A 13608-nucleotide genomic window follows, 5' to 3' on the forward strand; every position below is an offset into this window, starting at 1 on the left:
TCAGCGTCCAGCCGGGGAGGCGTTGAAATCCAGGTCCGGCAGCAGCCGGTAGGCGGCGCGCAGTTCGTCCAGTCCGGGCGGCGTGCCGGTTATGGCACCTCCGCCGTTGGCGCGCAGGCGCGCGGCGATCTCGCCCAGCAGCGCCAGCCCGGCGCTGTCGACGCGTTCCACCGCTTGCAGATCCAGCTGGCGCAGCGGGCCCAGCGCGCGCGCCAGCTGGGGCCACAGCTCCACCACCGCGGCGCGGTCGAGCGCGCCCGCCAGGTGCAGCGTGCCATTCTCGATGCGGCAGGTGGCGTCACTTGCCACGGGGAGTCGGTCCTGTCGCGGGCTGCATGTTGCCGCTGCGCAGATCGGCGGCGACCTGCTTGATCGACTTCTGCCGCAGCGGGGTGTCGAACTGGTTCTTGAAGGTCTGCACGTAGGAGATGCCTTCGATCATCACGTCGAAGATCTTCCACTGGCCGTTGACGTTGCGCATAAGGTATTCGACCGGGGTCGGCTCGCTGCCGGCGCGCACCAGCTCGGTGGAGACCTTGACGCCGCGGCCGCCCGGCAGCGCGGTTTCGCTCTTGTAGCGGAAGCTGGGCTTGCCCTGGATATCCAGCAGGGTCGAGCCGTAGCGCGCCATCAGGTTGTCGGCCATCGCATCGGCGAACAGCTTCACATCGGCATCGGCGGCGCCGCGGCCATGTACGCCCAGCACCAGCCGCGCGGCGTAGTCACGGTCGAAACCGCGGCTCAGCTCGCCATCGATGAAGCTGCGCAGCGCCGCCGGGTTGGTGCGGAACTCGCTGCGCCGCGTTTCCAGCGTGGTGAGGATGCGGGTGCTCGCGTCCAGCACGGTACGGCCGGCGGCGCTGGGCTGGGCGGCGGTGGCGGCCGGACGCGCCTGCGCCATCAGCAGCGACGGTGCGCTGGCCAGCAGGGCCGAAGCGAGAAGGGCGGTCAGCAGTTTCACTTTCATTGTTGCGGTTCCGTTGCAGGCGCGTCGGCGCCGGTGGAGTCGTTGTCGCCGGCGGTCGTCCCGCCGCCACTGAACATGTATTTGCCGACCAGCTGGATCAGGTCCACCGCCGGCTGGGTGAAGACGATCTCGTCGCCGGACTTGAGCACGTCCGGATCACCGCCCGGCTGCAGGCCGATATAGCTTTCGCCCAGCAGGCCGCTGGTGAAAATACCGGCCGAGGTATCGGCGGGCAGATCCTTGAACTTGCTGTCCAGCGCCAGGGTGACGATGGAATCGTATTTAACCGGATCGAGCTGAATATCAGCCACTTGGCCGATGGTCACCCCGCCGACCTTCACTGGCGCCTGCGCGCGCAGCTGGCCGATCTGGCTGAAACGCGCCTTCAGCACGTAGTCGCCGCCACCCAGGCCGAAGCGCTGGTTGGTCGAGGCCACCGCCAGCACCAGCAGCGAGGCCAGCGCCAGCAGCAGGAAGGCGCCGACGGAAAATTCAAGTCTGGGTCCACGGATGGCCATTGGTTATCTCACTCCTGATCCAGCAGATGCTTCGCAGCGCGAAGCGGGTTGTTCGTTTGATCCTGCAGATGGACGTGCAGGTTTTTGCGAGGGACTCGCGTTATTGAAACAGCAGCGCCGACAGCACGAAATTGAACATCAGCACCAGCAGCGAGGCATTGACCACCGCGCGGGTGGTGGCCACCGAGGTGCCTTCGATGGTCGGCTCGGCGTGGAAGCCCACGTAGGCCGCCACCAGCGCCGCGGTGCCACCGAAGATCGCCGACTTGAGCAGGGCCACGACGAAGTCGTCCCAGAAATCGACACTGCCGCGCAGCCCCGACCAGAACGTGCCGTTGTCCTGGCCCAGGATGTGCACCGCTTCGAACCAGCCGCCGGCGATGGCCAGCGAGCAGAAGATGCCGGTCAGCAGCGGCACGGTCAGCACCGCCGCCCAGAAGCGTGGCGCCACCGCCTTGGCGATCGGATCGATGGCCATCAGCTCCAGCGCCTTGATCTGGTCGGTGGCACGCATCAGCCCCAGTTCGGCGGCGATCGAGCTGCCGGCGCGGCCGATGAACAGCAGCGCGGTCAGCACCGGCGCCAGCTCGCGGTACAGCGACAGGCCCAGCAGGGTGGACAGCGCATCGGCCGCGCCGAAGGTGGTCAGCGTGCGGTAGCCCTGCAGGGTCAGCACCAGGCCGACGAAGGCGCCACCCACGGCGATGATCGGCAGCGAGCGCGCGCCGATCTTGTAGACCTCGCGGGTCAGCTCGGCCAGGAAGTCGCGGGTCGGCAGCGAGCCGCGCAGCACGGTCAGCGAGAACAGGCCGGCGCGGCCGAGCGAACGGATCGAGGCAACAAACGGCATCAGGCAGTCCTCGCGCGCGGGGCGGCATCGAACGGGATCGGGCCATCCGGCTGGCCATGCAGGAACTGCCGCACCAGCGGATCGGCGCTGGCCTGCAGCGCGTCCGGGGTGCCGGAGAACACGATGCCGCCATTGGCGATCACCACCGCCTGGTCGCAGATCGGCAGGGTTTCGTGGACGTGGTGGCTGACGATGATGCTGGTCAGGCCCAGATTGTCGTTCAGGCGCTGGATCAGGCTCATGATCACCCCCGAGGCGATCGGGTCCAGCCCGGTCAGCGGCTCGTCGTAGATCATCAGCGGCGGGTCCAGCGCCAGCGCGCGGGCCAGCGCCACGCGCCGGGCCATGCCGCCGGACAGCTCGCGCGGCCAGGCGTCGGCGGCGGCCAGCAGGCCCACCGCGTGCAGTTTCATCTCCACCAGGCGGCGCAGCACCGGCTCGGGCAGACGGGTATGCGCGCGCAGCGGCAGGGCCACGTTCTCGGCCACGCTCAGGTCGGTCAGCAGGCCGTTGCCCTGCAGCAGCACGCCGATGTTCTTGCGCATCTCCAGCAGTGCGCGGCTGCCCTGTGGCAGGTCCTGCCCGAACAGGCGCACGCTGCCGGCTACCGGCCGCAGTTCACCGGTCAGTGCCGCCAGCATCGTCGACTTGCCGCTGCCCGAAGGGCCGAGCACGGCGGTGATGCTGCCGCGCGGCACCTGCAGCGAAACATCGCGCAGGATCGTGCGCCCGCCGCGGTCGATGCGCACGTTGGACAACTGCACCAGGGGTGTCCGGGAAGCGGGCATGGTGGCCTTTAACGGAAAAACAACGTTGCAGAATTGCCAGAGACACCTGAACAAAAGCGTACTGGGCCGTGCAGTATTGTCGCATCGCCGGCTCCGGTTGCGCGCGGCCGGGTCCACGCCGTAACGGCAACAGTGTGTGCGGACGATGAGGGTGCACGGGCGCCGCGGCTGTGTACCGGCGTGGCGGATCTCGCCGCCTGCGATATGGCTGCGGCAAGATGGTGTGATGACCGACGCGCCCGACTTCCGCCTGTACCACTCCAATTCGCTTGATGTGCTGGCCTCGCTGCTGGCCCACGCCCTGCGCGAACCGGCGCCGGGGCAGCCGCTGCTGGCGGCCGATACCGTGCTGATCCCGCAGGTGGCGATGCGCCGTTGGCTGCAGTCCACACTGGCCGCCGAATACGGCATCGCCGCCAACCTGGAGTTCCTGACCCCCGGCGAGTTCGTCGCCAGGGCGCTCAAGGCCAATGTCGCCGGCGAACGTGATGACCTGGGCGCGGTCGGATTGCACTGGCGTCTGTATGCGGCATTGACTGACCCGGCGGTGATGCAAAATCCGGCGCTGGCCGGGTTGTATTCCTACCTTGAGCATGGCGATCCCCTGCGGCCGTGGGCGCTGGCCGCCGAGCTGGGCAGCGTGTTCGAGAAGTACCAGGCCTGGCGCCGTGACTGGCTGCTGCGCTGGGAAGACGGTGCCGAGCCGGATGATCCGCAGGCGATCCTGTGGCGGCATATCGCCGCCGGCCAGCACTATCGCGCGCGCCGCATCAACGACTACCTGGCCCGCTTCGAAGGTGCCGGGCAGCCGTTGCCGCAGGGCCTGCCGGGGCGGCTGTTCGCCTTTGCCACGCTCAACGTCTCGCCCGACGTGTTGCGGGTGATCGCCACCCAGGCGCGGGTCGGTACGCTGCATTTCTATATGCCCACGCCCACCCAGTCGTACTGGGGCGATCTGCAGACGCTGGCCGAGAAGTTGCGCAGCGGCCTGGACGATCCCTTCGGCAGCGCCGCCGGCGAGAACCCGTTGCTGCAGGCCTGGGGCGCGGCCGGCCGCGATTTCATGGCGGTGCTGGGCAGCTATGAAGTGGTGCACCCGACCGGCGAGATCGCCGCCTATGTCGACCCGGAAGACGAACCCGGCGCCGGGCTGGATGACGGCGGGCTGGCCGACAGCCTGCTGCAGCGGCTGCAGGCCGACCTGTTCCACCGCCGCGCGCTGCCCTCGTCCCCGTTGTTGCCGGCGCTGCGGCTGGACGACCCCAGCCTGCAGGTCCACGCCTGCCACACCCGCCTGCGCGAGATGCAGGTGCTGCACGACCAGCTGCGCGCGCTGCTGGACGATGCGCGCTTTGATCCACCGCTGCAGCCGCGCGAAATCGCGGTGCTGGCGCCGGATATCGATCCCTATGTGCCGTACCTGGAATCGGTGTTCGGCGGCCGTGGCGGCGAGGAACACCTGCCGTGGGCGCTGGCCGATGCCAGTCCGCTGCAGGGCGAGCCGCTGGCCGAGGTGTTCGTGCAGCTGTTGGGGTTGCCAGTGTCGCGCTTCGGCCTGAACGAGATCCTGGACCTGCTGCAAAGTGCGCCGCTGGCCACTGCCGCCGGGCTGGATGCGGCCGCGTTCGAGCGCCTGCACGGCTGGCTGCAGGCCGCCGGCGCGCGCTGGGGGCTGGATGCCGCACATCGCCAGCAGCATCTGGCCCCGGCCGATGACGCCTACACCTGGCAGTTCGCGCTGGACCGGTTGCTGCTGGGCTATGCCAGCGGCAGCGACCAGGACATCGCCGGGGTCGCGCCCTGGCCGGAGCTGGAAGGCGGCGCGCTGGCCGCGCTGGATGCGCTGGTACGGCTGCTGCGGGTGCTGGCGCGGCACCAGAAGACCCTGGCCGAAGCGCTGAGCCCGTCGCAATGGCGCGAGCGCCTGCTCGGTCTGCTGGCCGCGCTGCTGCCCGAAACACCCACCGAACCGGCCGCGCTGCGCGCGCTGGAACGGCTGCGCAAGCTGATCAACGAATTCGCCGAGGAAGCCGAAAAGGCCGGGTTCGCCGCGCCGGTGCCGGCGGAAGTGGTGCGCGCGCATTTTGCCGCGGTGCTGTCCGAGGCCGATACCCGCGCCCCGCTGCTCACCGGGGGCATCAGCTTCGGCCGCATGGTGCCGATGCGGCTGCTGCCGTTCCGGGTGATCTGCGTGCTGGGCCTGAATGATGGCGATTTCCCACGGCGTGACCCGGCCGCCGGCCTGAGCCGGTTGACCGCCGAACTGGGCACGCAGCGCCGGCGCCACGGCGACCGCTCGCTGCGCGAGGACGACCGCTTCCTGTTCCTGCAGTTGTTCGCCTCGGCGCAGGACGTGTTCTACCTGAGCTACCTCGGTGCCGATGCGCGTGATGGCAGTGTGCGCGAGCCCTCGGTGCTGGTCAGCGAACTGGTCGATGCCGCCGCCGCGTATCACGCCGATCCGGCCGCCGCGCGCAGACAGCTGGTGGTGCGCCATCCGCTGCAACCGTTTGCCCCGGCCGCGTTCGGCGATGCGCAGGAGCCGCGCCGTTTCAGCTATCGCCGCCAGTGGCGGCCCGCGGCCGGCGCCATGGGCGGCCACCGGCAGCGCTTGCCGGCGTGGATCGAGGGTCCGCTCGACGCGCCGCTGCCACAAGCCTTCGCCGAAGAGCGTCTGGCCCTGGAGGCGCTGCGCCGGTTCCTCGCCGATCCGGCCGGGCAGTTCCTGCAGCAGCGCCTGGGCCTGCGTCTGGCCGGCGAGATCGACCGCAGCGAGGACATCGAGCCGCTGGTGGTGCCGGGCGGCGGTCGCGAGCACGCGGCGTTGCAGCAGCAGGTGCTGGCGGCGTTGCTGGACGGGCAGGAAAACGGGTTGTACCTGCGGCTGCGGGCGCGCGCGCAGCTGCCGTCCGGGGCGCTGGGACGACAGCAGTTCGAACGGCTGCTGGCCCGCATCCGGCCGTGTGCCGAGGCGTTCTCGCAGTGGTACGACGGCGCGCCGTTGTCCTCGCAGCGCTTCGAAGTTGAACTCGATGGCATGCAGCTGCACGGACGGGTCGATCAAATCCATCCACAGGGACTGCTGCGCCTGCAGGCCGGTACCGCAGGGGTGGCCTACGTGCTGCGCAGCGGGCTGGACTGGCTGCTGGCCAACGCCGCCGGCGCGCAGCTGCCGCTGCTGCAGTTCCATGACGATGGCGAGGCCCGCTACGGTCCCCACGGGTTGCCGGCACTGCCGGTGGAACCGGCCAAAGCTGCCTTGAAAGCCTTGCTGCAGCTGCGTCTGCAAGGATTGCAGGAACCCCTGCTGTTCGCTCCTTACACCGGCTGGGAGATCTACAACAGCGATGCCGAGGGCCGCGAAAAAGCCGCGCGCGCCCGCTGGTACCGCTCCGATTTCAGCTGGGGCGAAGGCGAGGGCGAAGCGCTGCAACTGGCGCTGCGCGGCACCGATCCGTTCGCGTCGGAAACCACTGCACACAGATTTATCCACAACAGCCTGTTGATATTCACCGCGTTGCGCGAGGGCCGCGTGTTGCCGGATTTCGACACCGAACACGACGCGGCAAACGGAGGGGCGGCATGAACGGGGAACAGATCAATGAGGACCCTTATCTGCAGTTGCCGCTCGATGGCCTGCGCCTGATCGAGGCCAGCGCCGGTACCGGCAAGACCTTCACCCTGGCCACGCTGTTCACCCGGCTGGTGGTGGAACAGGGCCTGCGCATGGGCCAGATCCTGGCGGTGACCTTCACCGATGCGGCCACCCAGGAGCTGCGCAAACGCATCCGCGAGCGGCTGGATCTGGCCGCGCGGCTGGTCGGCGAACCGCCCGGCGAGGGCGACAGCCCGGAAACCCTGCTTACCCATCGCATCCTGCACCGGCATCTGCAGCAGGGCGGCGAAACGGACGTGCAGCTGGGCCGGCGCCTGCGCGTGGCGGCCGAGGAAACCGATCTGGCGGCGATCTTCACCATCCACGGCTTCTGCACCCGGGTGCTGGGCGAATACGCGCTGGAAAGCGGTCACAGTTTCGCCACGCCGGAACTGCTGGCCAACACCGGCGAGCTGTATGCCGAACTGGCCGCGGACCTGTGGCGGCTGCATGCCGGCCAGGGCGAGCAGCTCGAAGCGCTGCTGGGGTTGTGGAAAAGTCCCGAGGCATTAGCCAAAGACCTGCCGGCGCTGGTTGCCGACCTGCCGCTTTATCCAGCGCCTGCGCAGACACCGGTCGACGACCCGCGGGCGTTGCGCGACGCCGCCGTGCAGCGGCTGGCGGCCGGTATCGCCGCGCACGGTGAAACGTATCTGCAGCAGTTGCGCGGCGCACTGGACGGTGGCGTGCTCAACAAAGCCAGCTACCGGTCCGACTGGATCGAGCCGCTGTTCGTGCAGCTGCGGCAGTGGAGCCGCCATCCGGATCCCAACGCCGGGCTGGACGAGAAGCTGGAGCGGCTCACCCTGGAGGTGCTTACCGCCAAGACCAACAAGGCCAAGACCGGCAGCACGCCGCTTTCGCCCCTGCAGCCGCTGATCGCCGATTACCTGCAGGCGCGGGCGCAGGTGACGCGCTGGCAGCGCCAACAATCGGTCGCGCTGCTGCACCAGCTGCGCGAGGACGTGCGCCAGCGCCTGGCCCGGCTCAAGCAGCTGCGGCGGCTGCAGACCTATGACGATCTGATCGACAACGTCGCCCACGCCCTGCAGAGTGAACACGGTGACGTGCTGGCCGCGCGGCTGCGCACGCAGTACCGCTTCGCGCTGGTGGACGAATTCCAGGACACCGATCCCCGCCAGTGGGACATCTTCCGCCGTGTGTTCGCCGAACCCGGGCGCGACGGCGGCGACGCCGCGCTGTTCCTGATCGGCGATCCCAAGCAGGCCATCTACGGCTTCCGCGGCGGCGATGTGCACACCTATCTGCAGGCCAAGGCGCTGGCCGCCCTGGCCCCGCCGCTGGACCGCAATTTCCGTTCGCGCCCGGGGGTGCTGCGCGCGATCCAGGCGCTGTACGACAACGCCGGCGAGCAGGCCTTCCTTGATCCGCGCATCCGTTTCGAACCGGTTTTGCCGGGCAGCAAACGCAGCGATGCGGACTATCTGCTGGACGGGCGGCCGGCGCCGGCGTTGACCGTGCACCGGATCGGGGCCGGCGAAGACGGCAAACCGCTCAAGGCCGACGCCTCGCGCGAGGCGGCCACCGCCGCCTGTGTGGCCGATATCCACAAGGTGCTCAGCGCCGCCCGCGAAGAGCGCGCGCTGATCGACGGCAAACCGGTGCAGCCGGGCGATATCGCGGTGCTGGTGCGTTCGCACAAGGAGGCCGCGCGCATCCAGCAGGCGCTGGCGGCGCTGGGTATTCCGGCGGTGGCGGCGGGCAAGCAGAGTCTGTTCGCCAGTGCCGAGGCGCATGAACTGCGCGTGCTGCTGCTGGCGCTGTTGCAGCCGGCCGATGACGGCCGCCTGCGCGCCGCGCTGGCCACGGTGCTGCTGGGCGAAAGCGCCGCGGCGATCGCGGCGATGGAACACGAAGGCGATGCCCAGCGCGCGCACCAGCAGCGGCTGGCGCAGTGGCGCGAGCGCTGGCAGCGCGGCGGCGTGCTGGCGCTGCTGTCGGAGCTGTGCGCCGAACAGGCCGAACGCCTGCTGGCGCTGGTCGATGGCGAGCGGCGGCTGACCAACTACCTGCAGCTGGCCGAACAGCTGCAGGAGGCCAGTCACCGCAGCATCGGCCTGCACGGCCTGCTGGACTGGCTGCAGACCCGGATCGCCCACGCCGACGAGGGTGACGAGGCGCAGCTGTTGCGGCTGGAGTCGGACGCGCGCCGGGTGCAGATCATCACCCTGCACAAGAGCAAGGGCCTGGAATACCCGCTGGTGTACCTGCCGTTCGTCGGCATCGCCACCAGCGCCCCGGACAGCAGCAACCACCGCACCGTGCACGACGGGCAGCAGCGCGTGCTGCACTGGAAGATCGACAAGGACGATGCCGACTGGAAGGCCATCGGCCAGCAGGTCGGCGCCGAGGACGCGGCCGAAACCGCGCGGCTGCTCTACGTCGGGTTGACCCGCGCCGAGCACGCGTTGTGGATAAGTGGCGGCGCGCTGGCCGGGCTGGCGTCTTCGCGGCTGGGGCCGATGCTGGAAGCGCTGCCGGCGCATGCCGATATCGCGGTGGTCGACGGTGCCGCCGGTCCGGTGCCGGCGCGGCTGCCGGCCGAACGCGAGCCCGCGCTGCCGCCGGTACGGGTGATCGGCCGCGTGGTGCCGCACGACTGGTGGGTCTACAGCTTCACCCAGCTGGCGCATGCCGACGGCCGCCAGGACACCACCGCGGCGGCCACCGAAGACGCTGGCGGCGCCGCCGACGAACCGCTGCAGGCCACGATCGACGACGCGCTGGCGAGCGGGGCGGACAGCGCCGTGGTGGCCACCGCCGCGGACGTGTTCGATCCGCGTTTTGCCGGCAGCCGCTTCGGCAACGTCTTGCATGCCGCGCTGGAGAATGTCGACTTTGGCGCCTGGGGTGACTGGCGCCCTGCCGATCCGGCGCCGGACGGTCAGGCCGGGATCATTGAAAAAACGCTGCGTGCCGAGGGCTATGTCGACGAGGAGATCGCCGATGGTGTGGACCTGCTGACCCGGCTGATCGGCCAGACCCTGACCGTGACCCTGCCTGAAGGCGGCGCGCTGCATTCACTGGGCGAGGGCGAACGCCGCGCCGAAATCGAATTCCATTTCGCGATGCAGCCGACCACGGTGCCTGCGCTGCTGCGGGTACTGCATCAGCATGGCGTGGTGCGGGGCCGCCAGGGCTTCGGTCTGCGCCGCCAGCTGGAAGGGCTGATGACCGGCAAGATCGATCTGACCTACGTCCGCGACGGGCGCTGGTACGTGCTGGACTACAAGTCCAACCGGCTGCCCGATTACAGCGCCGCGCAACTGGAGGCGGCCATGCGCCACAGCGAGTACGACCTGCAGGCGTTGATCTACACCGTGGCGCTGCACCGCTGGCTGCGCTTCCGGATCGGCGCCGGTTACGACTACGCCCGCGATTTCGGCGGCATCCGCTACCTGTTCTGCCGTGGCCTGGATGCCGGCCGGGCGTCCTCGCCCGGGATGTACGCGCATACCTTCGCCCCGGCACTGGTGGCCGCGGTGGATGAACTGTTTGCCGGGGGCCGTGAGGGCCACGCGGCGTTGCTGGCACGACTGGGAGGCACGGCATGAGCCTGCTGGCCGCACTGACCAAGGCTGGCGCGCTGCGCCCGCTCGACCACGCCCTGGCGCAGAGCCTGCGCCGGCTCGATCCGGACACGCCCGACGCGGTGCTGGCCGCCGCCGCGCTGGCCTCGCTGGCAGTGGCGCAGGGCCACGCCGGTTTCGATCCGGCGCAGCCGCAGCGGCTGGTGGATGCCGGCATCGTCTGGCCGGCGGCGGCGGACTGGCATGCGCAGCTGGCTGCCTCGCGCTGGGTCGCCACCCCTGTGGATAACCGGACCGCCGCCGAACCGGCGCCGCTGGTCTGGGAAAACGGCCTGCTGTACCTGCGCCGTTATCGCGAATACGAGCGGCGCCTGGCGGAAGGCTTGCAGCGCATCGGCCGCGCGCCGGTGGCCGATGGCGATCCGGCCGCGCTGGCGCCGGTGTTCGCGCGGCTGTTCCCCGGAACGGCGGCCCCCGCCCCGGCGCAACAGGATCTGTTCGGGGCTGCCATCGCGCCGACCGCCGAGCGCCTGCCGGCCCATTCCGATCTGCAGGCGCGCGCGGCGGCGATGGCGCTGCGCCACGCGCTGCTGCTGGTCACCGGCGGCCCCGGCACCGGCAAGACCACCACCATCACCCGGTTGCTGGTGCTGCTGGCCGCACAGGCCCAGGCCGCCGGCCGGCCCGCGCCACGCGTCGCGCTGGCCGCGCCCACCGGCCGCGCCGCCGAGCGCATGGCCGAAAGCCTGCGCCACGCCCTGCAGCAACTGCCCGCCGCCGGCATCGATGCCGAGCTGTGCGCACAGCTGCCCAGCACCGGCACCACCTTGCACCGCCTGCTCGGGGTGATCCCCGATTCCCCGCGCTTCCGCCACCACACCGACAATCCCTTGCCTTACGACGTGATCGTGGTCGATGAGGCCTCGATGATCGATCTGCCGCTGATGGCCAAGCTGGTGGAGGCGATCGCCGACGGCACCCGGCTGATCCTGCTGGGCGATCCGGACCAGCTGCCGTCGGTGGAGGCCGGCGACGTGCTCAGTGCGATCCTGCGCGCGGCCGGCGACGGCACCCGCATCGGCGCCGCCGCTGCCGGCGCGCTGCAGCCGCTGCTGGGCACCTTGCCGGCGGGTGCGTGCGAAACCACCGCCAGCCCCTTTGCCGGGGCCCGCGTGCAGCTGCAACGCGGTTACCGGCAGAGCGAGGCGTTGCAGCTGGCGCCGCTGGCCGCGGCGATGCGTCAGGGGGAGGCCGGTCAGGCGCTGGCCCTGCTGCGCGAGGGCCAGCTGCCGGGCGTGCGGTTCCACGAAGACCAGTTCGACCCGCTGGGCGCGTGGCGCGGGCCGCTGCAGCAGTACTGGCAGGCACTGGCCGACGCCACCACGCCGGCCGATGCGCTGGCGCTGGCCGGACGCATGCGCCTGCTCACGGCCGTGCGCGAAGGCCCGCAGGGCGCACGCGGGCTCAATGCGCGCATCGAGGAACTGCTCGCCGGCGGCCCGCGCCGCGGCGCCGGCCCGGGCTGGTTCCACGGCCGGCTGCTGCTCATCACCGAGAACAGCTACCGCCACCGCCTGTTCAACGGCGATGTCGGCCTCTGTCTCGCCGATGGCAGCGGCGGCGGCATCACGGCATGGTTCCCCGGTGACGACCCGGCCCATCCGCGCGGTTTCCACCCGGCCGCCTTGCCTGCCCACGAAAGCGCGTTCGCGATGACCGTGCACAAGGCGCAGGGCTCGGAGTTCGACCAGGTCTGGCTGCAGCTGCCCCGGCACGACAACCGGGTGCTGTCGCGCGAACTGCTCTACACCGGCATCACCCGGGCCCGCCACGGCCTGCATCTGGCCGGCAGCGCCGCGGTGATCGAAGCGGCGCTGGCGCGCCATGCCAGCCGCTGTTCGGGCTTGGCGTGGCGGCTGCTGGCCCCGGCCGCCGCGGCAGGGGGGGCCGGCTGATCCGCCGGCCGGCGCCTGCAACCGGGTGTCCGCACCGTGCGCCCGCGGGGGACGGGCCCGGCGCCGGGCCATCGCCGGTGCCCTGCCGGCAGCTGGCTGGTAGCATATCGGCCCCGTAATACAGGCGCCGTCCCCCATGGCCGAGTCCCCCAAATCCCCCGTCACCCAGGCCCAGGCCGAAGCTGCCGTGCGCACGCTGCTGGAATGGGCCGGCGAGGATCCCACCCGTGAAGGCCTGCTGGATACCCCGCGCCGGGTGGCCGAGGCCTATGGCGACTGGTTCAGCGGCTACCGCGAGGACCCGCGCGCCTACATGGCGCGGACCTTCGAGGAAGTGGCCGGCTATGACGAGATGATCGTGCTGCGCGACATCGAGTATGAAAGCCACTGCGAGCACCACATGGCGCCGATCATCGGCCGCGTGCATGTCGGCTATGTGCCCAACGGCCGCGTGGTCGGCATCTCCAAGCTAGCGCGCGTGGTGGAGGCCTATGCGCGCCGCTTCCAGGTGCAGGAGAAGATGACCGCGCAGATCGCCGACTGCATCCAGGATGTGCTGCAGCCGCTGGGCGTGGGCGTGGTGGTGGAAGGCGCGCACGAGTGCATGACCACCCGCGGCATCCACAAGCGCGGCGTGAGCATGGTGACCTCGCGCATGCGTGGCAGCTTCCATGACGATGCGCGCACCCGCGCCGAGTTCCTGCGTTTCATCGAAGTGGGCCAGGCGCGCCGCTGAGCCGGCGTTGCCGGTTGCCCCGGGTTCCCCGCCCGGGAGTGTCGGCAGCGTCACCGCCGGCACACCTTGCAAAGTCCGTCCCCGTTTCCAGGAGAAGTGCATGCACTACGTCGAATTGGTCGCCATGCTGGTGGTGTTGCAGTACCTGTTCTTCATCGTGCTGGTTGGTCGCGCGCGTGGCCGCACCGGGCTGAAAGCACCGGCGGTCAGTGGCAACGAGACCTTCGAGCGCATCTACCGGGTGCAGATGAACACCCTGGAACTGATGGTGATGCTGCTGCCGGCGCTGTTCGTGGCCGCGCGCTACTGGCCGGCGAGCTGGGTGGCGGCCCTGGGCGGGGTTTACCTGCTGGGCCGCTTCCTCTACTGGCGCGCCTACGTGAAGGCACCGTCCGGGCGCGCGCTGGGTTTCGGCCTGTCGATGCTGCCGGTACTGGCGCTGCTGCTGATGGCGCTGGCCGGTGCGGTGCTGGGCAAGAACCTGGATGAGATCCGCGCCACTGCCGGGCAGGCCGACGCCGCGCTGGACGCCGACCACACCCGCTGAGCCGCGCGGGAGGTGCAACGAAAAGGGAGCCTTGCGGCTCC

General features: G+C 70.2%; 10 protein-coding genes. 5 read left to right on the forward strand and 5 right to left on the reverse strand.

The features are described from left to right. The 5 genes from ACVOMH_RS11355 to ACVOMH_RS11375 form a co-directional block, all read right to left on the reverse strand. A complete protein-coding gene (locus tag ACVOMH_RS11355) occupies positions 1–309 on the reverse strand; it encodes an STAS domain-containing protein (protein ID WP_057506181.1) in 309 nt (102 codons plus the stop codon). Further along, positions 299–967, reverse strand: coding sequence for an MlaC/ttg2D family ABC transporter substrate-binding protein (locus tag ACVOMH_RS11360; protein WP_057506180.1), 669 nt, complete (start codon positions 965–967; stop codon positions 299–301). The genes ACVOMH_RS11355 and ACVOMH_RS11360 overlap by 11 nt, the downstream gene beginning before the upstream one ends. After that, complete coding sequence (gene mlaD / locus ACVOMH_RS11365) at positions 964–1485, reverse strand: outer membrane lipid asymmetry maintenance protein MlaD (protein WP_054660674.1); 522 nt, start codon at positions 1483–1485, stop codon at positions 964–966. The genes ACVOMH_RS11360 and mlaD overlap by 4 nt, the downstream gene beginning before the upstream one ends. Positions 1486–1585: 100 nt before the next feature. Beyond that, positions 1586–2335, reverse strand: a complete 750-nt coding sequence (locus ACVOMH_RS11370; protein WP_057506179.1) for an MlaE family lipid ABC transporter permease subunit — start codon at positions 2333–2335, stop codon at positions 1586–1588. Further along, complete coding sequence (locus tag ACVOMH_RS11375; protein WP_481522357.1) at positions 2335–3123, reverse strand: ABC transporter ATP-binding protein; 789 nt, start codon at positions 3121–3123, stop codon at positions 2335–2337. The genes ACVOMH_RS11370 and ACVOMH_RS11375 overlap by 1 nt, the downstream gene beginning before the upstream one ends. Positions 3124–3349: 226 nt before the next feature. Here ACVOMH_RS11375 and recC point away from each other — a divergent pair, with 226 nt between their 5' ends. The 5 genes from recC (at position 3350) to ACVOMH_RS11400 (ending at position 13567) form a co-directional block, all read left to right on the forward strand. Further along, positions 3350–6709: an exodeoxyribonuclease V subunit gamma gene (gene recC / locus ACVOMH_RS11380; protein ID WP_481552016.1), complete on the forward strand. Its 3360-nt coding sequence runs from the start codon at positions 3350–3352 to the stop codon at positions 6707–6709. Then, positions 6706–10353 carry a UvrD-helicase domain-containing protein gene (locus ACVOMH_RS11385; protein ID WP_481552017.1) on the forward strand — a complete coding sequence of 1216 codons (3648 nt, stop codon included), beginning with the start codon at positions 6706–6708 and terminating at the stop codon, positions 10351–10353. Before recC ends, ACVOMH_RS11385 begins: the two co-directional genes overlap by 4 nt. Beyond that, positions 10350–12284 carry an exodeoxyribonuclease V subunit alpha gene (gene recD / locus ACVOMH_RS11390; protein WP_481552018.1) on the forward strand — a complete coding sequence of 645 codons (1935 nt, stop codon included), beginning with the start codon at positions 10350–10352 and terminating at the stop codon, positions 12282–12284. The genes ACVOMH_RS11385 and recD overlap by 4 nt, the downstream gene beginning before the upstream one ends. Before the next feature lie 136 nt (positions 12285–12420). Continuing rightward, entirely contained in the window at positions 12421–13020 is a 600-nt protein-coding gene (gene folE, locus ACVOMH_RS11395; protein WP_054660942.1) for a GTP cyclohydrolase I FolE, read from the forward strand. A 100-nt stretch (positions 13021–13120) separates the two neighbouring features. Continuing rightward, on the forward strand, positions 13121–13567 hold the full coding sequence (locus ACVOMH_RS11400) for an MAPEG family protein (protein WP_481552019.1): 447 nt from the start codon (positions 13121–13123) through the stop codon (positions 13565–13567). Positions 13568–13608 lie beyond the last annotated feature (41 nt).

The organism is Stenotrophomonas sp. STEN013 (assembly GCF_056760355.1).

Bases quoted from the DNA above. Each gene is read 5' to 3' on its own strand.
- ACVOMH_RS11360 (WP_057506180.1), bottom strand. From the start codon at position 967: ATGAAAGTGAAACTGCTGACCGCCCTTCTCGCTTCGGCCCTGCTGGCC.
- ACVOMH_RS11370 (WP_057506179.1), bottom strand. From the start codon at position 2,335: ATGCCGTTTGTTGCCTCGATCCGTTCGCTCGGCCGCGCCGGCCTGTTC.
- ACVOMH_RS11375 (WP_481522357.1), bottom strand. From the start codon at position 3,123: ATGCCCGCTTCCCGGACACCCCTGGTGCAGTTGTCCAACGTGCGCATC.
- ACVOMH_RS11385 (WP_481552017.1), top strand. From the start codon at position 6,706: ATGAACGGGGAACAGATCAATGAGGACCCTTATCTGCAGTTGCCGCTC.
- ACVOMH_RS11400 (WP_481552019.1), top strand. From the start codon at position 13,121: ATGCACTACGTCGAATTGGTCGCCATGCTGGTGGTGTTGCAGTACCTG.
- folE (WP_054660942.1), top strand. From the start codon at position 12,421: ATGGCCGAGTCCCCCAAATCCCCCGTCACCCAGGCCCAGGCCGAAGCT.
- recC (WP_481552016.1), top strand. From the start codon at position 3,350: ATGACCGACGCGCCCGACTTCCGCCTGTACCACTCCAATTCGCTTGAT.
- recD (WP_481552018.1), top strand. From the start codon at position 10,350: ATGAGCCTGCTGGCCGCACTGACCAAGGCTGGCGCGCTGCGCCCGCTC.
- mlaD (WP_054660674.1), bottom strand. From the start codon at position 1,485: ATGGCCATCCGTGGACCCAGACTTGAATTTTCCGTCGGCGCCTTCCTG.